26 protein-coding genes are annotated in these 23,928 nt (G+C 42.3%); 11 read left to right on the top strand and 15 right to left on the bottom strand.

The annotated features are described in order from the left end of the window. The first annotated feature begins 156 nt into the window (after window positions 1-156). Both J0K78_RS07850 and J0K78_RS07845 read left to right on the top strand, forming a co-directional pair. Entirely contained in the window at window positions 157-351 is a 195-nt protein-coding gene (locus tag J0K78_RS07850; protein WP_206946163.1) for a helix-turn-helix transcriptional regulator, read from the top strand. 3 nt (window positions 352-354) lie between these two features. Continuing rightward, window positions 355-789 carry a hypothetical protein gene (locus tag J0K78_RS07845; RefSeq protein ID WP_206946162.1) on the top strand — a complete coding sequence of 145 codons (435 nt, stop codon included), beginning with the start codon at window positions 355-357 and terminating at the stop codon, window positions 787-789. Between the two features lie 710 nt (window positions 790-1,499). Here the strand turns inward: J0K78_RS07845 and J0K78_RS07840 are convergent. The 6 genes from J0K78_RS07840 to J0K78_RS07815 form a co-directional block, all read right to left on the bottom strand. Further along, the gene (locus J0K78_RS07840) at window positions 1,500-1,952 is read right to left on the bottom strand and encodes a hypothetical protein (RefSeq protein ID WP_206946161.1); all 453 of its coding nucleotides are present in this window, start codon (window positions 1,950-1,952) and stop codon (window positions 1,500-1,502) included. Between the two features lie 202 nt (window positions 1,953-2,154). Continuing rightward, entirely contained in the window at window positions 2,155-3,600 is a 1,446-nt protein-coding gene (locus tag J0K78_RS07835; RefSeq protein ID WP_305037802.1) for a PTS mannitol transporter subunit IIBC, read from the bottom strand. Between the two features lie 61 nt (window positions 3,601-3,661). Continuing rightward, entirely contained in the window at window positions 3,662-4,102 is a 441-nt protein-coding gene (locus J0K78_RS07830; protein ID WP_206946160.1) for a PTS sugar transporter subunit IIA, read from the bottom strand. A gap of 20 nt (window positions 4,103-4,122) precedes the next feature. Next, the gene (locus J0K78_RS07825; RefSeq protein ID WP_206946159.1) at window positions 4,123-5,286 is read right to left on the bottom strand and encodes a mannitol-1-phosphate 5-dehydrogenase; all 1,164 of its coding nucleotides are present in this window, start codon (window positions 5,284-5,286) and stop codon (window positions 4,123-4,125) included. A 234-nt stretch (window positions 5,287-5,520) separates the two neighbouring features. Beyond that, a complete protein-coding gene (hxlB, locus tag J0K78_RS07820) occupies window positions 5,521-6,081 on the bottom strand; it encodes a 6-phospho-3-hexuloisomerase (protein ID WP_206946158.1) in 561 nt (186 codons plus the stop codon). Further along, a complete protein-coding gene (locus tag J0K78_RS07815) occupies window positions 6,074-6,784 on the bottom strand; it encodes a ribulose-phosphate 3-epimerase (RefSeq protein WP_206946157.1) in 711 nt (236 codons plus the stop codon). The genes hxlB and J0K78_RS07815 overlap by 8 nt, the downstream gene beginning before the upstream one ends. Window positions 6,785-6,964: 180 nt before the next feature. Here J0K78_RS07815 and J0K78_RS07810 point away from each other — a divergent pair, with 180 nt between their 5' ends. From J0K78_RS07810 to sda, 4 genes are all read left to right on the top strand, one after another. After that, on the top strand, window positions 6,965-7,717 hold the full coding sequence (locus J0K78_RS07810; RefSeq protein WP_206946156.1) for a DeoR/GlpR family DNA-binding transcription regulator: 753 nt from the start codon (window positions 6,965-6,967) through the stop codon (window positions 7,715-7,717). Between the two features lie 555 nt (window positions 7,718-8,272). After that, a complete protein-coding gene (locus J0K78_RS07805) occupies window positions 8,273-8,887 on the top strand; it encodes a TetR/AcrR family transcriptional regulator (RefSeq protein ID WP_206946155.1) in 615 nt (204 codons plus the stop codon). Window positions 8,888-8,939: 52 nt separating this feature from the next. Next, window positions 8,940-9,575, top strand: coding sequence for an HD-GYP domain-containing protein (locus J0K78_RS07800; protein ID WP_206946154.1), 636 nt, complete (start codon window positions 8,940-8,942; stop codon window positions 9,573-9,575). After that, window positions 9,572-9,823 (top strand): sporulation histidine kinase inhibitor Sda, encoded by a 252-nt coding sequence (sda, locus tag J0K78_RS20280; protein ID WP_370551093.1) that lies wholly within the window; start codon window positions 9,572-9,574, stop codon window positions 9,821-9,823. Before J0K78_RS07800 ends, sda begins: the two co-directional genes overlap by 4 nt. A gap of 253 nt (window positions 9,824-10,076) precedes the next feature. On the opposite strand, the gene J0K78_RS07790 is transcribed toward sda, so the two are convergent. The 3 genes from J0K78_RS07790 to J0K78_RS07780 all read right to left on the bottom strand — a co-directional run bounded on the left by J0K78_RS07790 (window position 10,077) and on the right by J0K78_RS07780 (window position 12,092). Continuing rightward, on the bottom strand, window positions 10,077-10,448 hold the full coding sequence (locus J0K78_RS07790; RefSeq protein ID WP_206946152.1) for an FAS1-like dehydratase domain-containing protein: 372 nt from the start codon (window positions 10,446-10,448) through the stop codon (window positions 10,077-10,079). A gap of 104 nt (window positions 10,449-10,552) precedes the next feature. Then, complete coding sequence (locus J0K78_RS07785) at window positions 10,553-10,834, bottom strand: GNAT family N-acetyltransferase (protein ID WP_206946151.1); 282 nt, start codon at window positions 10,832-10,834, stop codon at window positions 10,553-10,555. 133 nt (window positions 10,835-10,967) lie between these two features. Beyond that, window positions 10,968-12,092: a hypothetical protein gene (locus J0K78_RS07780; RefSeq protein WP_206946150.1), complete on the bottom strand. Its 1,125-nt coding sequence runs from the start codon at window positions 12,090-12,092 to the stop codon at window positions 10,968-10,970. Window positions 12,093-12,374: 282 nt separating this feature from the next. Here J0K78_RS07780 and J0K78_RS07775 point away from each other — a divergent pair, with 282 nt between their 5' ends. Then, entirely contained in the window at window positions 12,375-12,554 is a 180-nt protein-coding gene (locus tag J0K78_RS07775) for a hypothetical protein (RefSeq protein WP_160912481.1), read from the top strand. Window positions 12,555-12,793: 239 nt separating this feature from the next. Next, window positions 12,794-14,164 carry a branched-chain amino acid transport system II carrier protein gene (gene brnQ / locus J0K78_RS07770; RefSeq protein ID WP_206946149.1) on the top strand — a complete coding sequence of 457 codons (1,371 nt, stop codon included), beginning with the start codon at window positions 12,794-12,796 and terminating at the stop codon, window positions 14,162-14,164. Window positions 14,165-14,318: 154 nt separating this feature from the next. On the opposite strand, the gene J0K78_RS07765 is transcribed toward brnQ, so the two are convergent. Continuing rightward, the gene (locus J0K78_RS07765) at window positions 14,319-16,931 is read right to left on the bottom strand and encodes a glycoside hydrolase family 31 protein (RefSeq protein WP_242517767.1); all 2,613 of its coding nucleotides are present in this window, start codon (window positions 16,929-16,931) and stop codon (window positions 14,319-14,321) included. 555 nt (window positions 16,932-17,486) lie between these two features. On the opposite strand from J0K78_RS07765, the gene J0K78_RS07760 reads away from it, so the two are divergent. Both J0K78_RS07760 and J0K78_RS07755 read left to right on the top strand, forming a co-directional pair. After that, window positions 17,487-18,323: a protein-glutamine gamma-glutamyltransferase gene (locus tag J0K78_RS07760; protein WP_206946147.1), complete on the top strand. Its 837-nt coding sequence runs from the start codon at window positions 17,487-17,489 to the stop codon at window positions 18,321-18,323. 167 nt (window positions 18,324-18,490) lie between these two features. Then, window positions 18,491-18,784, top strand: a complete 294-nt coding sequence (locus tag J0K78_RS07755) for an RNA polymerase sigma factor (protein ID WP_206946146.1) — start codon at window positions 18,491-18,493, stop codon at window positions 18,782-18,784. A 35-nt stretch (window positions 18,785-18,819) separates the two neighbouring features. On the opposite strand, the gene J0K78_RS07750 is transcribed toward J0K78_RS07755, so the two are convergent. Then, window positions 18,820-19,047 carry a zf-HC2 domain-containing protein gene (locus J0K78_RS07750; protein WP_206946145.1) on the bottom strand — a complete coding sequence of 76 codons (228 nt, stop codon included), beginning with the start codon at window positions 19,045-19,047 and terminating at the stop codon, window positions 18,820-18,822. Then, a complete protein-coding gene (locus tag J0K78_RS07745; protein ID WP_206946144.1) occupies window positions 19,040-19,606 on the bottom strand; it encodes an RNA polymerase sigma factor in 567 nt (188 codons plus the stop codon). Before J0K78_RS07745 ends, J0K78_RS07750 begins: the two co-directional genes overlap by 8 nt. Window positions 19,607-19,927: 321 nt before the next feature. Here J0K78_RS07745 and J0K78_RS20035 point away from each other — a divergent pair, with 321 nt between their 5' ends. Further along, window positions 19,928-20,110: a YjcZ family sporulation protein gene (locus tag J0K78_RS20035; RefSeq protein WP_089650981.1), complete on the top strand. Its 183-nt coding sequence runs from the start codon at window positions 19,928-19,930 to the stop codon at window positions 20,108-20,110. A 114-nt stretch (window positions 20,111-20,224) separates the two neighbouring features. Here the strand turns inward: J0K78_RS20035 and J0K78_RS07735 are convergent, their stop codons facing one another. The 3 genes from J0K78_RS07735 to J0K78_RS07725 all read right to left on the bottom strand — a co-directional run bounded on the left by J0K78_RS07735 (window position 20,225) and on the right by J0K78_RS07725 (window position 23,900). Then, window positions 20,225-22,156: a fructose-1,6-bisphosphatase gene (locus J0K78_RS07735; protein ID WP_206946143.1), complete on the bottom strand. Its 1,932-nt coding sequence runs from the start codon at window positions 22,154-22,156 to the stop codon at window positions 20,225-20,227. 208 nt (window positions 22,157-22,364) lie between these two features. Then, entirely contained in the window at window positions 22,365-22,760 is a 396-nt protein-coding gene (locus J0K78_RS07730; RefSeq protein ID WP_206946142.1) for a nuclear transport factor 2 family protein, read from the bottom strand. A gap of 144 nt (window positions 22,761-22,904) precedes the next feature. Continuing rightward, window positions 22,905-23,900 carry an NADPH:quinone oxidoreductase family protein gene (locus J0K78_RS07725; RefSeq protein ID WP_206946141.1) on the bottom strand — a complete coding sequence of 332 codons (996 nt, stop codon included), beginning with the start codon at window positions 23,898-23,900 and terminating at the stop codon, window positions 22,905-22,907. Window positions 23,901-23,928: the final 28 nt, after the last annotated feature.

Raw genomic sequence — 23,928 nt, 5'->3', positions numbered from 1 at the left:
TCAACTAGTTTCCCTACAGTTACAATTGTGGAAGTTACAAATGTTTTATAACCCACGGTGAAACTCTTACTCAAAACACATTACAAAAAGTAAATTATAATTGACATTTTGTAATGTGTTGCATAGTATAAATGTAGGAGGAGGGGATGAGTTTTTTTGAAAAACAAAAAAATGAAGATCGCCCGTGTTGAAGCCGATGTTTCTCAAGAAAAATTAGCTGAAATTGTAGGGGTTACAAGGCAGACCATCAATTTAATCGAAGCTGGAAACTATAACCCGAGTCTGAAATTGTGTACGGCGATATGTAAAGCATTAAATAAAACTTTAGATGATTTATTCTGGGAGGAATGATCAATGAGTGCTGAAAAGTTAGTCAAGGAAACTAAATTAACCATTGGTATATCGTTATTTGTTAGCTTAGCCCTTTTTATCACCTGGTTTATTTTCGAAACAACGGCCATTTCTTTTACTAACAGCAAAGCCTTCTTAGCCTTATCACTTATTCCTTTCAGTGCAGCACTAGCTTCCTTCCTCAAACTAATGAAAATAAAAAGGAACCCTAAAATTATTATATCGGAGACGGATGAGAGACTTGTAGCCGAGAAGAATCAAGCCGATGCGAAAACATTGAAGGTACTTCAAGGTGTTTTGTTCTTATCCTATTTGGGATACACATTTATAATTCCCGAAGACACATTTAAATCGATCGGTTGGTGGGTAACGTTAAGTGTACTCCTTTTCTCTTTATTAGCTCCAATCATTTTCCGCCATATTATGAAAGAAACCTGACAAAGCTTTCTGCTCTTTAAGCGTTGAGAAACTTCAAACGCTGTTACTCACACAACAAAATATTGGATTTAAAAGGGAACCTCATTAAGAATGGGTTCCCTTAGTTGCATGTTTTCTATTGAAATAAGTATTAGTACAGCTTATTCGTTAACATAAACTCTTTTAAAATGGTGCTTTTGCTATTTTCTCTATTCGCTGTTTAATTCTAAAAAGCCTAGGACGATTGTACCTTTGAATAATGCAAAATGGTATTTGAACAAAAAAAGTTAACATTTGAGCATATAAAAGCCATTTTAAATTGGCTAGGTGGGTTTACTAAAATATAACTTAGGCTTAATTCTTTGTTAAGATATTTTTTTTGGAAGTTCAACATATGTCCCATTCAGGGAGTTTGTCTTTCCATTTATGTACGTGATCTACCCTAAAAAAACTTCTTTCAAATGGCTGTTCATGGAACCACTTATTCTTCTCATAGTGATGGAGAGGAATAAGTCGAACAAGCCAAGCGGTACCAAAGTAACAAATCAACCAGAATAATGTGTTTCATATAATTAAATAAGCCGTAAACAAGGACATTACATATTTTCTCCAATCTGCTCTATTACTTTAATGTATCTTAATTATTGAACAATCGCCCCCTTTTATTTAAGGCTTGCATTAAATGACCATTGCCTCTGTACTAGCTCGTATGATAGAGAAGAAATAGATCTCTACTCTAAAATTTTATACTTCTTAAGTATTTTCATATAAAAGGCCGTTCCCATAAACCCAAATAAATAAATGAAAAGTGTCAAGAAAATATTCCAACCATGAAAATAGCTTATTTTCCCCGTCCAAACCCCTACAAGTTCCATAAAAGCGGTAATGATCGTGAATAAAATAATAAGCAGAGGTGTTTTGACTATTTCCTTTGCTTTTATATAACCAAACAAAACAGACAATAGAGGCAAGTAACCGATTTTGAAAGGAAACGCTGGCAAAGAACGGTTCTGCTCATAAGTCGGAGTAACTTCCCAAAAAAGTCCGAAACCCCAATCACTGCCTATAAATGCAATAGCTACCCCTAGTGGATACATCAATAGGATGACTACTGGATTTTTTTTGAATAAATAACCGATTGTTACCCAGGGAATAACTAGACCGATCACTATATTGATCCACATATATGTGATCTCCTTTTACTTTTTCATTTAATATTCCCGGACAAGAGTTATTTATTAAATAAGCTATATCTCGAAACTGAGTCTTCCACAATCCTGCCCGTTTGCGGAAGACTCAGTTTCAAGATAAATACTAAATCGTTTCTCATTATCACAAATAAAAAAAGAAGGCTCCTAAATGAACCTTCTTTTTTTATTTGTTTTTTTACCGATTCTCCAACCTGTCCAGCAGTTCATCCAGGTTAGGATCACTAATATAGTTTTCAATGGTGATAATCTCTTTGTCCTGGTGAGCATGTTTGGCACGGTCATAGAGATCTTTATGAACGACGATGATGTTGGAATCCTGGGGTGCATCTTCAATTCTGTAGTGTTTCACTTCAATTCCATCGATTTCTCTTTTTTGTAGCTTCTTTCTAAAGGTCGTAGCACCTAAGGCACTACTTCCTGCACCTGCGTCACAGGCGAAAGAAACTTTATCGATCTTTTCATCCTTTTTACTGCTGCTTGCCACTTGTTTCCCTTGTTGCTTCATCGCTTTTGATTTTTCGATGGATTCGGTAAGCTCATCCTCTTCTTCATCATTATTCTTCTCCATTTTTAGAATCAGTGATGTAATTAAGAAGGTCACAGCCGCGGCAGCAAGAACTCCGGCGATGATGCCGATAAAGCTTCCTTTAGGGGTAAGCCCCAGGTAAGCAAAGATTGATCCGGGACTTGGTCCTGCGACGAGCCCTGCATCAAACATACTGAATACGCCAATCCCTGTCGCCCCTCCGGCAATCATCCCAATAATTGTAAGGGGTTTCATTAATACGTAAGGAAAATAGAGTTCATGGATACCACCGAAGAAATGAATAATGATAGCGCCTGGTGCTGTTCGTCGAGCTGTCTTTTTACCGAAGAAAGTAAACGCCAACAGCAATCCAAGACCTGGTCCTGGGTTGGATGCGACAGTAAAGTAAATGGACTTGCCTGTTTCAGCTGCCGCCTGCATGCCGAGCGGATAATAGATCCCCTGGTCGATCACGTTATTCAGGAACAATACTTTTGCCGGTTCGTTAATCAAAGAAAGTAAAGGGAGTAAACCTGTAGCCACCAGCGCTTCAATAGCTGACGTGACAAAGTTGTTCGCCGATTCGATCACTGGACCGATAAACAGGAACGATACGATCATTAACAAAAAGCCTAAAATACCGAGGGAGAAGTTGTTCACAATCATCTCAAACCCGGCAGGAATTCTGTTTTCCATCGCACGGTCAAATTTCTTTATGATCAATCCGCCAAGTGGACCAATCACCATCGCACCTAAGAACATCGGAATATCGGACCCGACGATCAATCCAATGGCACCGATTGCTCCCATGACCGCTCCACGCTGGCCACCGACCATACGTCCGCCGGTTATGGCCAGAAGCAACGGAAGCAGGAATTTAATGGCTGGACCGACAATTTGCGCCAACTGCTCATTAGGGATCCATCCTGTCGGTATAAACAAAGCGGTCAACAGACCCCAGGCGATAAATGCGCCGATGTTCGGCAAAACCATATTGGTTAAAAAGCCGCCGAAAGCTTGTACTCTGGCTCTTGCAGAAGGACGATTCATGTCTACTACATTGCTGTCTGTTGTTGCCTTAGCTGGACTTGCCATCTATCTCATCCCTTTCAAATATAATTTAAAGAATCATCTCTTTCTGTTCAGGAAACGGGACTTATTCAACCGTCTGAAGCAAATCAATAATTTCCTGTTCACTCTTAGACTGTTCCAGCTTTTCTCTCACGTCATCTTCAATCAGCAAGGAAGATAAATCGGAAATCAAGTCTAAGTGTCCGGAGGTATCTTCAGCAGCTAGTGTGAACAGAAGATTGACCTTTTTGTTTTCTGGGAACGGCACGGCCTCTTCTAATTTCAGAAGCGAAATCCCTGTCTTTTTGACAACGCCGTCTTCGTTTTTGGCATGAGGCATAGCAATTCCTGGAACAATGACGATATACGGTCCATTTTCGTGGACGTTTTCAATCATATCCTCTACATATTTAGAAGTAATCGAACCATCATTCAATAAAGGAGCAGCCGATTCTGTGATTGCATCCTCCCAGGAGTTTACAGATTTCAAAAAATGGATATTCCCTTTCAGTTGTTCGCTTAGCATATAGTCAGCACCCTTTCTTATCAGCTTTTTAACGCTTGTTCCTTTTTCAATTCCAAATAATGATTCTTGATCTTCGATACAATTTCGTCATCTTTCAACTTTGTAAAATGAGCGATGGCTGCTTCGATTCCATAATTTCCGATATAATTTTGAAGCGTCACAGACTCCTCATCTTCAGTGTTATCAAATAAAAGCGCGGCCGCTATCGCAGTGGTCAGGTTCTCGTTCGGCAAGTCCAATTCATGAAGGACTTGGGCTGGTTTGACTAACCGTTCCTCTGGTCCCAGCTTCCGAATCGGTGCCCTTCCTACACGTAAAAGATCATCGCTGATGTTTTCGTTTTTGAAGCGTTCGATTGTTTTTTCAATAAACACTTCCAGCCCCTGCTCGTCCATTTCATGGATATGGGTGAAATAACGGGAAGACTCTTGAAGGGTTGCTCTTAAGAACTGCTCCAGTTTTTTATCCTGCAATGCCCGCTGAATGGTTGGATAGCCAAACAAAAATCCCATATATGCGGTGGCAGCGTGCCCCATGTTCACCATGTACAATTTGCGCTCAATATGGGGTTTCAAAGTGTCCACGTAAACGGCATTTTTCACTGGAGGAAGCTCCCTATTCACCATCTCCGAATGGTTGATGATCCATTCGTAATAGGGTTCCACAAGGGCAGTCTCCCCTTCCGTCCGTTTTTCGGACAGTGAAAGACGGTCAATCGCAGTGTTCGGAAAACCAACGGCAGATAGGATATCATCCATTTGTTGTTGGGAAACTATTTGTCTCACTTCCTCTTTCAACTGAGAAGAAGCGTTAATCGTGTTTTCATTGGCGATCACGTCGATGAGAGGTTTGCCCTGCTGCTGTCTTAACAGAAGTCCTCTGGATAAGACCGGAGCCATTCTTGAAAGATTTTGTGCTCCTACGGATGTCGTGATAAGGTCCGCTTCTAACATAGCTTCGATAATTTTATCTTCAGCACTTGTATGCAAAGCTTTCACCGGGGAAACGATCTCCTGCGTGTGATTTTCATCCAGTAACTCGATCACATACTGCTTTTTATCATTCATGCTTTCAACCAGCTGTTGGTCTGCATCCACAAAGCAGACTTCACACCCCGTCTTGTTCAGAAGGTATCCGATTAAACCTCGACCGATATTACCTGCCCCAAAATGTAGCGCTTTCATTTGTAGGCCTCCTTTATGTCAGGTTCTCCTGCTTCGTCCAGCCAGTAAACCATAAAAACCAGTATAATAGGACAATGATAGAGCGTCTATAGAGAAAAAAGAAAAATACCCTTTTTGTATAAATTTACAATATATCTCAACAGATTATTAATTGAAGATTCGCCTGAGGATTCCTGATCACCCCAGCTGATCTTCCTTTCTATATCAAAAGTGCCTGGAATTTATATGAATCTATTATTCTAAGTTCGCATGGTATTCCCAAAGGGAATTCAGCTCGATCTTTTCTTTTTTCACGATCATCAATGCGATGGTGTCGCCCAAAAGAAGAAGACTTTGTTCAAACAGGCTTTTCATCGGTTGATGAGATTGTACTTCTTCAGCAGTTTCTGGATTGGAGCTAATAGGAAGTCGTACGAACACATCTGCATATTGGCTCATGGAACTATTCGGATTCGTACCGATATGGGCGACGGTTGCGTTCAGTTCTTTCGCTTTTTTAGCGATGATGAGAGGAAAGGCTGTTTCGCCGCTTCCGGATCCAACGATCAAGAGGTCCTTCTCTGTCATGGCTGGTTCTGTAATCTGACCGACCACGAAAGTCTGAACACCGAGGTGCGCTAACCTTTTGGCGATGGATTGCAATGATAAAAGCACCCGTCCTACACCTACGAAGAAAACTTTTTCTGCTTGATTGATCTGCTCGATCAAACGTTCAATCTCCTGGCTGTCCACGTTGTTCAGTGTGGATGTGATTTCATTGGTAATGACTCCTGCTGCTTCCTTATAGTTAACCATTGATTCCAACCTCCTCCTGCAATCCTTCTTGTATTAGTGATTCCATCAATTTTTTGTTATCTTTCAAACTATTACTCTTTTCAAACAAACTCGTGCTTCCGGCCACCAGGATGTCCGCCCCGGCTCTGACCAGTGTCGGAATCGTATTCAAGGATACGCGGCCGTCCACTTCAATCTTTGTATCCAAATCTTTGGAACGGATCAGCTTAGCCAGATCCTCTACTTTTTTCGTAGCATATGACACTTGCTTTTCACCTTTATCTGTCGCAAATCCAGGGTTGATCAGCATTAAGAGAACCGTGTCTACTTGCGGTAACACATAATCCAGGACCGATAATGATGTCGCTGGGTTCAATGCAATTCCCACTTTGGTGTCATGCTTTTTAATTAAATTGATGTAACGGTCAAGGTGGAAGCTTGTCTCCACATGGAAGGTGATTTGTTCCACTCCGATCCGCAGCATTTCCTGTATAAAGAATTCATTGGTATTAGCCATAATGTGAACATCGAATTTCATATCTGTTATCTTTCTTAATTGTTCAATCGTATTGATTCCCAAAGGCATGCTTGGACTGAAGGTTCCATCGATGATGTCAATGTGTAACGTATCCAATCCTGCTTCTTCAATCTCTCTGACACTTTTTTCAAGATTGCAGAGATCCGCACACATGATAGACGGTGCAATCGTTATACTTCTTTGCATGTTTGTGCCTCCTTATTTGTGTTTATGCGCCTTTGTCAAAATATTAAGGCATAAACAAGAAAATGTAAAGCGTTTTCTTGCATGTTTTTGCTTTTATTTGCACCTTAATGCTGTTTTGAGATTTATGAAAGCGAAGATCCGTGATATACTGGAAGAAATCATAGAAGGAGTCTTTCGTGTATGCTTAAACAAGAACGCCAGCAAACCATTATCGATATTGTAAACGAAGAGCACAAAGTCATTGCCAGCGACTTAAGCAGACGCCTGTCTGTTTCAGAAGATACCATTAGAAGAGACTTGAAAGAATTAGACAGCCAGGGCGTCATCAAAAGAGTCCATAGCGGGGCATTAAGGAAAGGACCTCCCGTTCAGGACTTTTCTACAAGACAGGAAATTTTCAATGAAACGAAATCGAACCTGGCGAACAAAGCCCTACAATATATTGAAGATGATATGGTCCTGTTGATCGATGGCGGGACAACGAACTTACAACTGGTCCACCAGCTTCCTTTATCATTAAAAGGGACGGTGATTACCAACAGCCCTCCGATAGCCATGGCGCTTTCCAACCATAACGACATCGAGGTCATCATGATCGGAGGAACCTTATTTAAACAATCCATGGTGAATTTAGGGATCGACACCTATGAAGCACTGAATACGATGAGAGCAGATCTATATATCATGGGAATTTACAACATAGATCCTGAAATCGGAATCAGTATCCCCCGTTCCTCAGAAGCACTGATCAAAAGGAAAATGGCGTCGATTTCTACTGAAGTGTTAGGCATGGTAACCAACGATAAGCTGGATACCGTTTCCAACCATATTGTTTGTCCGACCGACCATTTGACGTACTTAATCACAGAAAATGTGCATGAGGATATTAAACGTTTGTATGAAAAACAGGGCATTACGATCATTGATAAGTGAGCCCGCTTTCTATTTGAGTGCAGCCCAAACTCTTGCCCCTTCTTCATGAAATGTATGAATACCAATAAAAAGCCGGCCTGAAAGGGCCGGCTTTCTTTATGTCACAGATTCATTGGTTAACCACTTTGGAAACCATACGCAAAACATGTAAATCACATGATGTTTTCGGCATATGCGCAGAGCTGCTCACACATCAGAATTTACAACCGACCGTTCGGTTAATAACTTAAAATCCAAGGGCGCATTCGTTGTTAGATTTTTCAGAAATAAGAACTTTAGACCTATTACCAATTGTCATATAAAGTGTTAAAAATAATATAGTAATATCCTCTTTGAATGAAGATACATAAGGAGGGATCCCTCTCTTAGAGTATTAAATACCACTAAAAAATCATTTATTCATTAATTCTTAATGACTACAGTAAGGATCGTCAGCAATCTTTTTTTTTGAAATTTGATGACCGACCGTTCGGAAACCTAATCCACTATGTTCCTCTCATCATGTAATCCTTTATAATGAAAGATAGAACGATAAATGTTTAATGGGGGGAACTTATGAAAACAAAACAAGCGATCATTCAGAATGCTCTTCAATTCTTTGCTGTTCATGGTTACCAAGGAGCTTCGATGGCTCTCATTGCAAAAGAATCACAGATTACTAAATCATCCATCTATAGTTATTTCAACAGCAAGGAAGATTTGTATCTTGCCGTTTTAGATCACTTATTGGAATTCCACTACGAGTATTGGGATCGAAGAAAAAAAAGCATTAGAAAAACGAATACAAAGAAAGCTTTATCCGATATTTTATATACGGCCTATACGACTTCGAATAAAGAAAAGTTCATCTCTATTTTTTGGCAGACGGCTCTGATCGTTCCACCGATCGACTTGAAAGATATCATTGATGTCAAGCTCAAACTTGCCAAAGAGGTTGTGATTACCTACTTGGAAAGCATTTTTCAAATGGGGATAGAAACAGGACAAATTGAACCTGAGCATGAACCCTTTTACCTTGCCAGTGCTTATTACTGTCTGCTTGAAGGTGCCACTCTCTCTCACGTTTATGATGCCGTACCAGAAAAGGAACAGTTGCTCCAAACCATTTTCGACACTTTTTGGAGAGGCCTGGAACCCACTAATTCGAATTCCAACTTGGCAACCAAATGAATCAAAACATAGGATGACGGTAAATGTTGAGGTTGTCGCAGGAGGCTATGGAATGAAAAATAATAAAGAGCAAATGGATTCACATCTGCTGTATTTATACTCACCTCCCATTAAAAAATTGTTATGTAAACTGAAAAAACACCACGCAGACTCTTATGAACATTCCACTTTAACCACTGCCATGTATTATGATTTTTGTAGATTCTCTTCATTAAATGAATGCTTGACCATTAAATCCTTACGCTCCGTACTTATGAGGGATGTAGGAAATCTATTACTTCCTCCCTCCATGTTGGATAACCAGTATGCTTTAACACGATATGACTCGACCCTAATAAAAAAGCATCCCGAATATAGTTTAAACATCGTCTCTCAGTATCCGGAAATTGATATAGATCCACTAATAATCCTTCACCATCACGAAAACATAAATGGAACGGGCTATCCCTCGCAGCTCACACATCACAGCATTCCCGATTCAGCAAAAATTGTACGAATCATCGATGCCTATACAACTATGTCTTCCATGAATGCCAATAAACCCAATCTCACTTATGTGCAGGCTCTTGCAGACCTAAAGAGCTATGTAAACATTCATTTTGATTCAGAATATCTAGCTTTTTTTTCGCTCTTTATAGAAAACCAATCTCAAATGGAACAAAGAGACCACTCTTTGTTAAATAAATGATTCCCATACTCATTCCTGAAGGAGGAAAGTTGAGGGTGAGAGACTTAAGCGACCACATACTGAAAAAAACTTATATTCAAGCCCAGAAACTTGAACTTCGCCCTGATTTCATTGAACTATTAAATCAAGAAATACTCAGGAGGAAGCAGAACTGTTACGATAGAACATCCCTTAATTGGAAAGATGATCCTTCTTTAGAACCGCAAAAAAATGATGTCCAGAGGGTTGGCCCGCCGGACGTGTTATAGAAAAAAGTTCATTGGAAATTAGAAGCCACCTTTTTATAGAAGCACAGTTATCCATGCAGTACACATAGACTTAAAAGGACTGATTCATTAGTTTAGCATAGCAAAGGAAGCCATCCTTCTAGAATGACCATTCATTTTATTCAGGTATAGAAGTCGGTCCGGCATCCAGTGCATTGCCACTTCAGCATCCGGGGCAGGCCACAAACTCCACCAGCACTCCAGAGAATTCAGGCCTTCCCCGATCTTTTATGTACTAATCCCTGATAATTCCGTGACTCGAACCAACCAACACTTCTTTTCCATTTTGATTGCGATAGACAGACTTCATCTCCACTTTCTTATGCCCATCCGCCTGAACAACCTTTTCCAAGTTTACTTCACAGGTAATCGTATCCCCAGTAAAAACAGGGCGGAGAAACTCACTGACCATATCCCTTGCTATATAATGCAAATCACCGCCGATTTTTGTACCGATCGTAGCTGTTAGTAACCCTTGAACCATCAGTCTTCCCTCGTCATCGGGTTCCACATGGTGTCTGCCCTGATCACCGGATATCCGGCCGAACTCCAAGACTTCCTCATTCGTAAACGTGCGCTTCCAAATGTACACATCTCCTTCTTTCATCGAACTCATCTCCTTTACATGATTGAAAGAAGTCCATTTCACCACCTTCATGGTGAAATCTTAATCTCCTATTACTTTTTCAAAATGAGAACGCATGCCGTCATCTAAAACAAGGTGATAGCCATTCGATTTATAAAGCTGTATGGCACTTTCCATGAGTTGTGCGTCTCCAGTACAAGTCTTTCATACTTGCAGAAACGTGCCGTATCCTCAAGCTTTTCAAGCATTCGTTGTGCGATCCCCTGCCTTCTGTAGGAACCTTTCACAGACATCCGTTCAATTCTCCCTACCAGGTGATCCTCTTTCGTAACGGCCCCCGTTGCTACAAGCTCACCATCATCAAGAGCTACAAAGAATACATGGCCTTCTTTCGTATAGGTGCCCATCAGATCTTTCAAGTCGGGGTTGAGCGAATGATCGATAAATCCAAAACGCTCTAAAAATCCATAAGATTCCTGGCTTCGTCCTCCACCGCTTTATGTAACGGCAGAACCTCCAGAGACCGACTGTCCTCTTTTTTCAAAAACCATCGCTCCCCTTTCCACGGGAAACTTCCACTGTAAATTTCTCTAATTCCGTCAGGTAGATTTGTAGACGCTTTTCGATTTGTTCTTTTGTTCCAAACCGGATGATCTGTTCTATAGTTAATGTTGCTTCCTGAAGCAGTTCAAGATGAGTATGAGCCATCGACACAAGTTTCAAAAACACTTCAATATGCAGGTCCATTCGTTTTTGTTCTGATCCTTGCGTATAACCTTCCACAAAGCCATCGGCATGCACTTTTAAAAGACGGCCATATTGATGATAACTTCCTTTTGCATATCGCCTTGTATCATGGACCGTATGGAAAAAGGTGTGATAGTTGAACACATGGTTAGCAGCAAGTGAGGTTCCTGTGTAAAGAAGCGGGACAGGGTCAATCATTTTCACACCGTCACTTGTGAAGATCAAATTTTCTGGCGATGTATCCTGATTGGTGAGGATACGTTTCTCCCGATCAATGGAGCGGTTTGGGATGAATTCCTTTCCGATGGCAGCCACTTTTTCTTTATTGAAATCATAGGCACTTGAAAGAAGGTTATGAAGTTCTTCTTCATATTCTCCTCTCTCTTCGACGATACACGCGCTCAGATCCATGTCGAGTCCGCCTTTTAATCCTCCGTTTTTCGCCACTTCCAAATAACCGATCCCTTTATAGGGAGGATCGATTTCTTCAAGGGCTCGGAAGAAATCACCCATCTCTCTTCCGTATTGCTCCGACTGTTTTTGCGTCTGTCCTTTGAGCCCTATTGTTTTACCCATATAAGATTCAAGCGTGTAGGTAAGGTCTTCATCGATAAAATAATGGAAGTATTCCGGACACATGCCTTTCTGCGCCTGGTTCGCTGTCTTGTAAAACGCTTCGGTCGCTCCGTATTCAGCTGTTAACTGGTCACGGTTGAAGACGACGGCTTCCTCGTAAGCGACCTTTTTAGGAATCCGGAGGACAAGCTGATCGCTCTCCACTAAGTAAGCACAGTGCCAGGATCCCTCGCCTAAGCGTTTGATGTCCGATTCTCCAGACAGCGTGTTCAAGCCTTCGTTTTCCAACGCCCGGTTGACCTGTTCAAATTCTGTTACCGATTGTTTCGTTAAAAACTTCACGTACCGTTTCCTCTTTTCCTATCCGTTATTTTGTTTTCGTTTGATTCACCGTGTCTCCCTATGTAAAGTGAAGCAACTCCCATATTTTAACATGAATTTCAGAACAATCAGAATAAAAAGTAGGAGGAGCACTAAACGACTCTCCCTATCACTCTTTTCACAAGATTGTTCTTTTATGAACAGGTCAATCTACTTTTTTGACTCCTCTCCTTATAAACGTTATACTAGAAAAACTCTTGAGGCTTCGGTACTCATTAGAAATAAGTGATCAGGAGTGAGCAAATGTTAAAATTTGATGTGGGGCAGTCCATCCAGGAAAGATGCACAAGCTGCTACCATAATGTTCTAAAAGTAATTAAAGTCGTTCCGAAAGAATTTGAAGACAAAACGGCTTATGTGGTTTGGACGCAGTGTCCGGAATGTGGAAACAATGATCATCAACTAACTCAACAAGACGCATAGAGGACATCCTTTCCGTCCCAGTCATTCATAAAGAGCTCTTAGAGCAAAAAGGACTTCCTTATTCAGGAAGTCCTTTTTGCATTTATTGGATCCGGAATTCCCTTCACTTCTAAAGTAAGCGGTATCAAACGGATATTTTCTAAGAATATCGAAAAGTCTATTGTCGCTTGTCGAGATTCTTGTTAGGATTATCTTTATTCCTTTAAAGCAAACCAATACATCATGAAAGGAACGAACTTATGAAACAGAAAAACTCATTCTCTACGTATGCCGTCATCGGGACGATGCTCTTCGGACTCTTCTTCGGAGCAGGCAATTTAATCTTCCCCATCCAACTGGGTCAAATGGCGGGAACTTCCTTCTGGCCTGCATTGATCGGGTTTCTTGTAACAGCCATCGCCCTTCCCTTAATGGGTATCCTTGCGATCGTTTTGTCCGGCAGTCAAGGTTTGAATGACCTGGCAGGCCGGATCCATTCGTTATTCGGAATTTCATTTGCCATCATTCTTTATTTGACAATCGGGCCATTTTTCGCGATTCCAAGAACAGCAACGGTCCCTTTTGTGGTGGGATTTGAGCCATTCATCCAACCTGATCAAACACAACTGTGGCTTGCCGTGTTCAGTTTCGTATTTTTCGCACTCGTCTATTATTTTTCTCTGAACTCAGCCAAAGTTATGGATATCATCGGAAAGTACTTAACACCGACATTCTTACTGTTTTTATCCATTCTCATCATTACCGCCATCGCCAAACCTATGGGTGATTTCGGTGCACCGATCGGAGATTATGCTTCCGTCCCTTTCATGACAGGATTCACGGAAGGCTATAATACGATGGACGCCCTCGGCGGGTTGGCACTCGGAATTGTGGTGATCACCGCGATCCGTCACATGGGCATCACCGACACGAAGGCGATTGCTCAGACGACATGGAAATCAGGAATTTTTGCCATGGTACTCATGATGCTGATCTACGGGCTGATTGCCTACATGGGAGCTTCCAGCGTATCGGTCGTTGGCAATCTTGAAAATGGCGGCCTTACTTTCGCAGCGGTTGCCGAGCATTACTTCGGTCCATATGGCGCGATTCTGCTCGCTATCATCATTGTTCTTGCGTGTTTGAAGACAAGTATCGGACTGATCATCGCCTGCAGTGAATTTTTCCATACCGTCTATCCGAAAATCAGCTATAAAACATTCGTGCTGATCCTATCGCTGCTATCGTTCATGATTGCAAACTTCGGACTGACAAACATCATTCAATATGCAATCCCTGTCCTGATGTTCTTATATCCGATGGCGATTGTCCTGATCCTGCTCGGACTCAGTTCCAAACTTTTTCAGCACAAACAAAGCGTCTATGCCGGCGCTATGATGTTGACTGTTTTCGTAAGTACCATCGATGGCTACAATGCGCTCCTGGGAACGATTCCTGGTGTCGCTAATCCTCTGATGGAGTCGGTCAGCGCTTTCTATCAATCCTACCTTCCACTTTACGGAATCGGACTCGGATGGATGCTCCCAGCTCTGATCGGTGCCTTTCTCGGATACTTTTGGAGAGAACGAAAACATACAGAATCTCCCGTGCTTGCTCATACGGAATACTGAGCATTTCTAATAAAACACAAAAGACCAAATCTTAGAGATTTGGTCTTTTATTATTTCCCCTGCGTTCTTATGCAGGGTCTTCCCATTTCTATAGGATAGGAATCACAAAAAAGAAAGGTCCAGGAGATTTTGCTCCTGGGCCTTTTCACTTTCTTTACTTTTTATTCTTTCCTTTGCCTTTTGCTTTTGCTGTTTTCTTATCATTATGGAAGAAGATTTTCACTTTTTTCGTTTCGTCTACAGGTACGTTGACAAACGTCGTTCCATTTTCTTCATCATAATAGTAAGTGTTTTCGTTATTCTTCACTTCTTCTTCAGAATCTACTTCTTTATACTTCGTAGAAGCAGCCTGGACTTTTCTCGGCATATTTTCATTGTTTAATTTCAATGTGTAGGTTTCAAGAGCAGAATCATAATTAGAAACTTCCTGATCCGATGTAAATTCGACATGTTTCCCTTTACGTTTCACATGGAAGTCTGTCTGGTTAAACTCTCCATTCTTGTAGTCTTCCGTCTCTCCGTCGTCTTCAATAAACGTATAGGAAGACTCATCGTCAAGATACGTATCCAGGATCAAATTCTCGAGTGGTTTCTCACCTGTATGTTTTTGCACATTACGATGAGGAACGATCTCTCCTTTTTTAACATAAAGAGGAAGCGTGCCAAGGTCAGCTTCTCTATTGATCGTCTGTCCACCTTCATGTTCTTCTCCAGTCCAATAGTCGACCCACGTTTCTCCTTCAGGAAGATAGACGTCTCTTGATGTCGCACCTTCTTCTACTACTGGGGCCACCATGAGAGAAGATCCGAACATGAACTGCTGGTTGATGTCATACGTGTTTTCATCTTCCTGGAACTGATAGACCAGCGGCTGTTGGACAGGCGTGCCATTTTCACTGGCTTCGACGAAGGCATTATACAAGTATGGCATCAGCTTGTAACGCTGCTCAATATACTTCTTACTGATGGCTTCAACTTCTTCGCCATACTGCCATGGTTCCTGCCCTGGAATATCCTTCGCATCCGGATCGAAGGCTACTGTACTTCCGTTGTCGGCATGGATACGGGAGAAAGGAACAAAGACTCCGAATTCAATCCAACGAGCGAAAAGTTCAGGGCTCGGACGCTTGGCGAATCCTCCAATATCATTTCCGACAAATGGTACACCGGATAATCCGACATTGTTATTCATCGGAATGGCTAAACGCATGGACTCCCAGGAACTTTCGTTATCACCTGTCCACAGCGTGCTGTAGCGTTGAGATCCTGCGTACATATCACGCGTAAGAACAAACGGCCGTTTGTTGGGTTTTAAAATATCGAAGGCTTTGTCTGAGGACATCGCTTCGTAATGAGCAAACATGTTGTGGAATTCGGAGTGCAGCATGTCTCCGTATTGTACATCTAGAGGTTGAGTTTTTGTAGGTGTATCAAATACAGCAGGTTCATTCATATCGTTCCAAATGCCATCGACTCCGGCATCAAAGATACGACGGTGGCTTTCCGCCCACCAATCACGGACATTTTCTTTAGCAAAGTCAGGGAAGACAGAATCTCCAGGCCACACTTCTCCAACATAAGGAGAGCCATCTGGGTTCTTGGCCCAATAATCATTCGCTGTACCTTCATCGTACATGTAGTAACCTTCATCCACTTTAATACCAGGGTCACTGACAGCAACAGAACTCACACCTTTATCCTCGAGCCACTGGTTGAAAGCAGCAGGATCTTCAGTGAAGTCTTCTCCCCAAGTGAAATTGCGGTAACCATCCATGTGGTCGATATCCAGGTGAACACCATCGAGCGGAATATCTTTTTCACGATACTTCTCTACAATTCCTTTGATCTCATCCGCTGTTTCGTATCCCCATTTACTCTGGTGAAGTCCGATCGACCATTTTGGAGGTCGCTGCATCGTCCCTGTGAGCTGACTGTAGCGCGTCAACACATCCTGAATTTCCGGTCCATAGGCGAAATAATAAGATAGTTGCCCGTCATTGGCGTAAAAGTAGTAGTAATCATCGCTTTCACTAGCCATCTCATAATAAGAGCGATGACTATTATCGAAAAAGATTCCATAGGCTTTCTCATCTTTAAGCCCGATAAAAAACGGAATCGTCGTATATAAGTATTTCGTATCTTCTTTATAATTATAAGCATCATTGTTCCACATACCCATGCTGTCTCCACGTCGGTTCAGGTCACCCGCCTGCTCTCCAAAACCGTAGAATGCTTCCTCGTTCGACGTGTCTTTGAACACATATGGTTTTCCTTCTTCATAACCTGCGCCATAATCCTGGTTGTCCTGGTTGATGACATTCCCTTCACTATCCAGGAACTTGATGCCAAATGGCTTCTTGCTGATTTTCACGGTGATCTCATCAGTAGAAACAGAAATGGTCTCTCCGTCTTCTTCCATTTCAAAGTCGGGAGTATCCCAGTCGTTTTCTGTGATCGCAGCCGTTTCTTTTTCCTCTTCTCCCTGCTTCAAGATCGAAATTTTAGCTACATCTTCAGTCTTGAGCTTGATGTGAGCCTTATAGTTATCAGATAAGACGATTTTCACACCATCTTCAACCGTTTGGACCGATTGAACCATAAGCTTCTGCTGCATGGCTGCGGCTTTGTCCAATTCTTTTTCCGGGTAGGTATCCGCTACCGCTTGTACATTGGATTCCGGAATGACAGCCGGAAGTAGAAGTGTTGTGGCTACCGTTACCGTAGCTAAACTTCTGCCCACATTCTTCGTTCTCTGTTTCTTCTGCAATACAATCACCTCGTTTTTGTTTTTGTGGCATAACATCCACATTTCAAGCTTATTTCATTATCTGAATAATTAGCAAACGATATCAGAGGAGGTTTTTCGTAGGTCTTAAGGAGGGAATATCAAAATTTTTTCAGCGTCATAGCGCCTTTTTACGTTGAATTAACAGGCAAAAAAACTGAGCGGAAGGTAGGTGGTCATTTACACTGTATTTACATAAGTAAAGACTTATTAAGGATAGGTCTTCCTTCTCCGGTAAATAAACACCCACGCCTAATAGCGGATGAAACTCCCATTATTAGTATGTAAATATAACGTTAAGTAAAATAATTGAAATAAAACCTTGGTCTGAAAACGCATTCTCTCCTCTTCACCTTACTCTTTTTGTTTTTTCGTTCTTACATTTCATGGGTAAAGCCCGGTTTCTTCCATTTGCCTTCAAGGGCAACCACTAATTCGCATCGAAATCTTTAGACAGACTGCTTAAACATTATCCCTCTCTCTTATGAATACGATAGGTACAAGGACAGATGTTTCACTTTGAAAAGGAGGAACCGTATGATCCAGGTATCCGGGATGCCATTTCAACCAGATGATTCGTGGAAAGCAGATACAACGGAAACGACGATCATAGAAGCCTTACAAAAAACTCCAAACCTCTACTCTTTTTCATCAGAAAAGGAACTCATGTTTGAAGTCCAAAGCAGGAAGAACATCATTGTGAGTGCAAAAGAAATGGACGCTGGAGAATCACCCTTTGCCACTTTTCGCACGGCACGCTGCAATCCTGAATATTGGCAACTGACAACGGCTGGCGGATTTTTGTTGAGACGGCAGGTTTTCCCTGCTGATGCCATCCGGGATATTTTCAAAAACAGCGCGATGTATAAATACGAGTGTGCGACCGCTTGTGTCATCAATTTTTATCACGGTCTCCTCAAAACGATGGGCACTTCTTCCTTCACCACGCTCTTTCCAAGCCTTTACTTATACAGCTGGCACACCGATGATGATCTCGGTCTGTATTCCTTTTTTGCCAATCATTATGTTCCAGGCGATGTCGTGTATTTCAACAACCCTGATGTGGATCCAACTACTTCATGGTTCAGAGGTGTCAACGCAATCGCGATTGGTGACAATGAATTCTTTGGTCATGGATTCAGTATCAGGACTTCAGAAAAAATGATAGAAGGTCTGAACACAAAAAGAAAACCCGACAGCCAGCAATCCGCTTATTTGTCAGGGTTGATCACCCGCCCTTCCTTCCAGTCATTGGCCAGGTTCTCAGGCGGACGGACGATTCACAAAACAAGGCCCTTCCTTGTCCATCACAACAAGACTTCCGTTTCCTACAGGCAGTATTTGTATGAGTTAAGTTATAAACCTAAGTATTGACATTCACGTTGGCTAGAACAGCTCACGATTATATACCTTTCCATGATGAACACTCCCCACGGGTAAAAATGCCCACTCACAACGGGGAGTGTATCTTTTATGCCCTGGTTTATTTTTTTCACAGTCGGGTATAAGTGAAGAACTACTTTTGTCCCAGGAGATTATTTATGAATAAAGACAAAGAACTATTAACAAGAATTTCCTTAAGAGAGAAAGATGCCTTTGATCAGCTGACTCAGAAGTACACCTTTTACCTGCACCGTTTAATCAGCAGGAGTATCCATAACCCCAGGGAAGCGGAAATCCTTCTAACTGATATCTTCAAATCTATTTGGAAGACTCCTCATCACTATTTCCAAGAGAAACATGTGTCTGTAGGGATAACCAAAGTATGTTTACAAATGATTGCTGAAACAGTTGAAAAGAGCCCAAAAGGCCAGAAGCATTCTCCCGTGCATTAGAATAATCAGGGAGCCTTTGTTCCCTTTCCTTCTCGTTAAAGACCCTGTCCGTTATGAATGGAATGGAAAACCCGCTTCTTCATTCCGGATGGCGGAGCCCCTTTTTCCCTACTTTCATCTGCTTCTCCTTTGCCCTGTAACACTTTTATTTCCTCACTGCATGTCGCACAATGATTCAAGTGTTTTTTAAACGTTATTCTTTCCTTTTCATCCAATTGATTTCTTAAATAGTGGACGATCTCTTGGCATAGCTCCTCATTCAATGGAATTCCTCCGTTCTTCCTTTAAATATTTCCGTAATTTCTCCAACGCCAGTCTCATTCGTCCTTTGACCGTTCCAAGGGGAATGCCTTGTTTCTCTGAGATTTCGTTCTGAGAAGCCCCCTCCATGTAAGCGAGCTGAATCACCTCCCGTTGTTCAACAGGCAACCTTCTAACCGCTCGTCTCAAGTAACTATGATCCTCTTTGACTGTCAGGCTTTCTTCTACATTCCATTCCCCATTTTCCTCTGAGTCGTTTGAATTCCACTCTACTTCCGGCACGTTCCTTTTACGGACAAGGTCGATGGCAGCGTTTCGAGTGATCGTCAAAAGCCAGCTTGAGAATTTCCCACGTCCAGGATGATAAGCTCCTTTCCGGCTTCCTTTCCATAGCTTCATAAATACATCATGCATGACTTCTTCGGCTGCATGTTCATCATTCACAATTTGAAAGGCGAAGTAGTACAGAAGCTTTTCATACCGGGTGTAAAGGATCTCAAGGGCTTGTTTATCTTTAGAAAAAATTTTTTCATATAAGTCTATATCTGTTTGTTTACTCATCTAAAGTTCTCCTTTGATGCCGTGTTACCTTTACAGCTTTTGAAACCTGTAGCCTGCACGGTTCACACAGCATACGATGAAAGAAGCCATTTAGATCATTTTCCTGCTACATAAAATGAAAAGAGATCTCGACTTGTGATCTTGCAGCTGGCCTAAATTGAATGAGAGCTTATTTGGAGTCGATTTTTAAAAAATCATTTGGAAGAACACCTCTTTGGTACACCCGTGACATGCACCCATTTTTAAGGTTGACGGGCTCAACTTTCTGTTAGGCGAGTACAATATAGTGACAAAGAAACAAAAGGAAAGGGATGTTTTCACATGGAAAATGTTAATGCTCCGTACACGATGGGCGCTAACGTAAATGCACCATATATGGGGGCAAATATGCCACACATGCCGTCTGCGCCTATGTACCACTGCCGTCCACGTCGAAACAATTTTGTTTTGATTGTGGTATTGTTCATTCTTTTGATCATTGTCGGCTGCAGCATTAAGTGGTAAACCCTTGATGATTTCGTCCACGTTGATCAAAACGCATGGACGAAAGCCTGACAAAGATAAAAACCTAAAAAAGGACGATGGCTCTTCATGAGCCATCGTCCTTTTCATATTCTGTTACTTCATATACTTATATTCCATCAAACTGTTCAAAATATAGATCTCCTGCAGCAGTTCTTCTCCCACGTTCGTCTCCAAAACTTTCTTTCTTTCAAGCTCTTTATCCACCAATCGCTTCACAGACAAGACATCGGTTCCATCCCGCAGCACTTCTTCCTTGGAGTTGAAGCGTTTATGGGCGACCAGCTGCATGCCGAAGGAATTATACAGCAGCGTATATCCGGCAATGCCTGTGGTCGATTGATAGGCTTTCGAAAAACCTCCATCGATGACAACCATTTTCCCGCCTGCTTTGATCGGGTCTTCCCCTTCAATCTCTTTGACTGGTGTGTGGCCGTTAATGATATGGCCCTGATCAGGATTGAGCTCGAATTCTGCAAGGATCTTCCGGCAGACTTCTTCATCTTCCCTCAGATAATAGTAAGGATTTTTTCTCTCTTTGTGTGTCGTTTTATCAGCGATGAAGTAGCGCTCGAACGTCGTCATTTCCCTTTTTCCGAACAAGGATGAGTACTGCCCTGTCCATAAATACCAGACCATATCGGTCGCGAGGTCATCCGTTTCTTTTGGATTGGCAAACGAATGGCGTAGATAATGCTCAAATATATCGAGAAGCTCACGGCCGGCATAGGATTTGTCTTCAATCGTCATTTTTTCCATATTTCCTTCCTTATCGACCGGAATACACCCGTGTATCAGCAGGTTGCCATTGTATTTCAAATACAGGCTGCCCTTTTTCACAAGGAACTTCATGTGTCTGGCAAGCTTCTCTGAATGCTGGATGGAAAACAACAGCTTCTCGATGACCTGTTCCTCTTCCTCCAGGAGACGGTTCGGGTCTTCAGGGTCAATGGTTGAGAAACAAGGATTTTCAAGTGGATACGTCTTGTCGTGGAGGGTGATTTCCTCCCGGTCATAGTCCACTTTTTCAAGCAGCAGCCGCTCAGACATGTGGAAATACGGGCGCCTTTTAATAATCGAACTCTCAAGTTTGAACTGAATCATCGCGATCGCCTGATGCATTTTCGTAATCTGCAGCTGCTCATGTTCCGATGGTTTTTCATCGGTATGGATCTTAGGTCTGAACGCCGCATGGTCGCCATAATACTTCTCGGCAAGGTTGAGCAGTGGCCTCAAGTTGATGCCGTACGCATCCTCAATGATTTCCAAATTGTTGTAACGGGCGCAGATACGGAGGATGTTGGCCAGACACACCTTCGACCCTGCAAAAGCACCGATCCACAACACATCGTGGTTGCCCCACTGGATATCAACCGATGGGTAATGGATGAGTGTTTCCATGATTTCATCCGGCTCCGGTCCCCGGTCGTAAATATCGCCGACGACATGAAGATGGTCCACGACCAGCTTCTGTGTAGCGTAAGCGAGACCACTAATAAGCTTGTCTGCCTGACCGAGAGAAATGATCTGTTGAACAATTTTCTTATAGTACGATTCTTTATTTGTTACATCATCCGTCTTGTAGAGCAGTTCTTCTATGATATAGACGAATTGCGTCGGCAGGGCTTTACGCAGCTTGGAGCGTGTGTACTTGGAAGAAGCATAGGAAATGAGCTTGATCATCCGGTCGATCGTGTGCGTGTACCACATTTCCAACTCTTCATTATTATCAAAACCGTTCTTGATCAGCTTGATTTTTTCTTCCGGGTAAAAAACGAGTGTTGCGAATTCGTCCAGTTCCTTCCCAGACATCTCCTCTTCAAAAAGATCCCGGATTTTTTCTTTGACTCTCCCTGAGCCATTTCTCAATACGTGCTGGAACGCCTGGTATTCCCCATGAAGATCACTGACGAAATGCTCGGTTCCTTTCGGCAGGTTAAGGATCGCTTTCAAATTGATAATTTCCGTGACGACTTTTTCTTCGCTGTCGTATTTTTGAGCAAGTAAGTCTAAGTATTTTGTATTCAAGGTTATGTATCCCCTTTCAAAATTCACTACGAGATCCTATTTAAAGACAAACGCTCTGAAAAGCCTTGCTATTCCTTTTAATTATTTCAAAGGATGTTATCTAAGACAATACTCTTTGATAAAAAAGGAGATTCCCACGTTTAGTGGATCTCTCTACCAAAAAGCAGCCGATTATAAAACGGTGGGATCATCAAAAATACAACTTCACTTAAAAAGCACCATTTTCATTCGGTGAATCTTCTGGAAGCGGCTGTCCGATATCCCACATCTCAACGATTTGTCCATCCGCAAAGCGCATCATATGGACGACGGCTACTCCCATGTCTTCCTGCTGTTGTTTTATATGAGAATGGACAACCACGATGTCTTTTTCTTCGATCGCACGGTTTACCTTAAACGTTTTATCAGGGTTGCTGGATGCATCTTCTTCCATTGCACTCCTCAGTGAATCTTTATCCCCGCGGAAGTAGGGGTTGTGATGGAAAAAATCAGGATGGATATACCTTTGATACGCTTCTGTTACCTCTCCATCCACCACTTGCTTCAGAAAAGAAACCGCCCGTTCTTTGTTGGAACCTGAATCATTGTTCTGTTTAGTATTCATAGCCATTCCCCTCCCTTTCATTTAATGGTCTACGATGAGATTATCTTTCTTTAATTATTTCAAACGCTTTCACAATACTCAAGACTAAAAAAAAGCGCAACCTTTTGAGGTTACGCTTTCTACATTGTTTGATTCTAAGACCATTCAGGAGCTGAGGTTTACAACCGTTCTTCCTCTTACCTTTCCTTGTAAAATATCGGATAAAGTATCAGGGAGCTCTTTTAGTGAAACTTCCTTTTCAATTTCTCCTAAATCATCCGGCTTCAAATCCGTAGCCATCCGCGTCCATAGCTTTTCTCTCAAGTCTTTCGGACAATAAACAGAATCGATACCGAGCAGATTCACTCCTCTTAGGATAAATGGGAACACCGTTGTCGGCACTTCCACCCCGGCAGTCAAACCACTCACAGCAACGGCTCCGCCATATTTCGTGTTGCTGAGAACAGAGGCCAGTGTTTTACCTCCCACGGGATCGACCACACCTGCCCACTTCTGCTTACCGATCGGGCGGATCTTCTCAGGGGTCACTTCTTCCCGGGAAATGATTTCTTGTGCGCCCAACGTTTTCAGATATTCATGCTCCGATTCTTTTCCTGTACTAGCCGTCACATGGTACCCGCGTTTAGCAAGCATGGAAACAGCCATACTTCCGACACCGCCGGTAGCGCCTGTAACCAGAATCGTTCCGTCTTCCGGTTTAACGCCGCTTTCTTCAAGGCGATGGACTGAGAGCGCTGCGGTGAATCCTGCCGTACCGAATGCCATCGCTTCCTTCAATGTCATATTCTCAGGCAGTGGAACCACCCAGTCGCCAGGGACACGTGCATATTCACTGTAACCACCATAGTGGGAAACGCCTAATTCATAGCTCGTCACGACCACTTCGTCACCTTCTTGGTAGCGGTCATCCTCGGACGAGACGACAGTCCCGGCAAGGTCGATCCCAGGAACGAAAGGATAGGACTGAACGATTTTGCCATTCGGAATACTTGCCAACCCATCTTTATAGTTGACGCTGGAATAGTGGACGTGAATCGTCACATCCCCTTCCGGCAGATCTTCCAAAGTCAACGATTCCACATTCACTGAAAAATCTTCCTCTGTTTTGTTCACGACAAGTGCATGGAATTCTTTTGTCATTCGAACATTTCCCCTTTCTGCTTCCTCA

The sequence above is a fragment of the Halobacillus sp. GSS1 genome (assembly GCF_017307035.1).
Taxonomy (GTDB): domain Bacteria; phylum Bacillota; class Bacilli; order Bacillales; family Halobacillaceae; genus Halobacillus; species Halobacillus litoralis.
This window is presented reverse-complemented; position numbering and strand designations above follow the sequence as displayed.

Bases quoted from the DNA above. Each gene is read 5' to 3' on its own strand.
- hxlB (WP_206946158.1), bottom strand. From the start codon at position 6,081: ATGGTTAACTATAAGGAAGCAGCAGGAGTCATTACCAATGAAATCACA.
- J0K78_RS07785 (WP_206946151.1), bottom strand. From the start codon at position 10,834: ATGGGCACCTATACGAAAGAAGGCCATGTATTCTTTGTAGCTCTTGAT.
- J0K78_RS07810 (WP_206946156.1), top strand. From the start codon at position 6,965: ATGCTTAAACAAGAACGCCAGCAAACCATTATCGATATTGTAAACGAA.
- J0K78_RS20035 (WP_089650981.1), top strand. From the start codon at position 19,928: ATGGAAAATGTTAATGCTCCGTACACGATGGGCGCTAACGTAAATGCA.
- sda (WP_370551093.1), top strand. From the start codon at position 9,572: ATGATTCCCATACTCATTCCTGAAGGAGGAAAGTTGAGGGTGAGAGAC.
- J0K78_RS07760 (WP_206946147.1), top strand. From the start codon at position 17,487: ATGATCCAGGTATCCGGGATGCCATTTCAACCAGATGATTCGTGGAAA.
- J0K78_RS07840 (WP_206946161.1), bottom strand. From the start codon at position 1,952: ATGTGGATCAATATAGTGATCGGTCTAGTTATTCCCTGGGTAACAATC.
- brnQ (WP_206946149.1), top strand. From the start codon at position 12,794: ATGAAACAGAAAAACTCATTCTCTACGTATGCCGTCATCGGGACGATG.
- J0K78_RS07800 (WP_206946154.1), top strand. From the start codon at position 8,940: ATGAAAAATAATAAAGAGCAAATGGATTCACATCTGCTGTATTTATAC.
- J0K78_RS07730 (WP_206946142.1), bottom strand. From the start codon at position 22,760: ATGAATACTAAACAGAACAATGATTCAGGTTCCAACAAAGAACGGGCG.
- J0K78_RS07745 (WP_206946144.1), bottom strand. From the start codon at position 19,606: ATGAGTAAACAAACAGATATAGACTTATATGAAAAAATTTTTTCTAAA.
- J0K78_RS07775 (WP_160912481.1), top strand. From the start codon at position 12,375: ATGTTAAAATTTGATGTGGGGCAGTCCATCCAGGAAAGATGCACAAGC.
- J0K78_RS07755 (WP_206946146.1), top strand. From the start codon at position 18,491: ATGAATAAAGACAAAGAACTATTAACAAGAATTTCCTTAAGAGAGAAA.
- J0K78_RS07790 (WP_206946152.1), bottom strand. From the start codon at position 10,448: ATGAAAGAAGGAGATGTGTACATTTGGAAGCGCACGTTTACGAATGAG.
- J0K78_RS07805 (WP_206946155.1), top strand. From the start codon at position 8,273: ATGAAAACAAAACAAGCGATCATTCAGAATGCTCTTCAATTCTTTGCT.
- J0K78_RS07830 (WP_206946160.1), bottom strand. From the start codon at position 4,102: ATGCTAAGCGAACAACTGAAAGGGAATATCCATTTTTTGAAATCTGTA.
- J0K78_RS07815 (WP_206946157.1), bottom strand. From the start codon at position 6,784: ATGCAAAGAAGTATAACGATTGCACCGTCTATCATGTGTGCGGATCTC.
- J0K78_RS07835 (WP_305037802.1), bottom strand. From the start codon at position 3,600: ATGGCAAGTCCAGCTAAGGCAACAACAGACAGCAATGTAGTAGACATG.
- J0K78_RS07825 (WP_206946159.1), bottom strand. From the start codon at position 5,286: ATGAAAGCGCTACATTTTGGGGCAGGTAATATCGGTCGAGGTTTAATC.
- J0K78_RS07725 (WP_206946141.1), bottom strand. From the start codon at position 23,900: ATGACAAAAGAATTCCATGCACTTGTCGTGAACAAAACAGAGGAAGAT.
- J0K78_RS07845 (WP_206946162.1), top strand. From the start codon at position 355: ATGAGTGCTGAAAAGTTAGTCAAGGAAACTAAATTAACCATTGGTATA.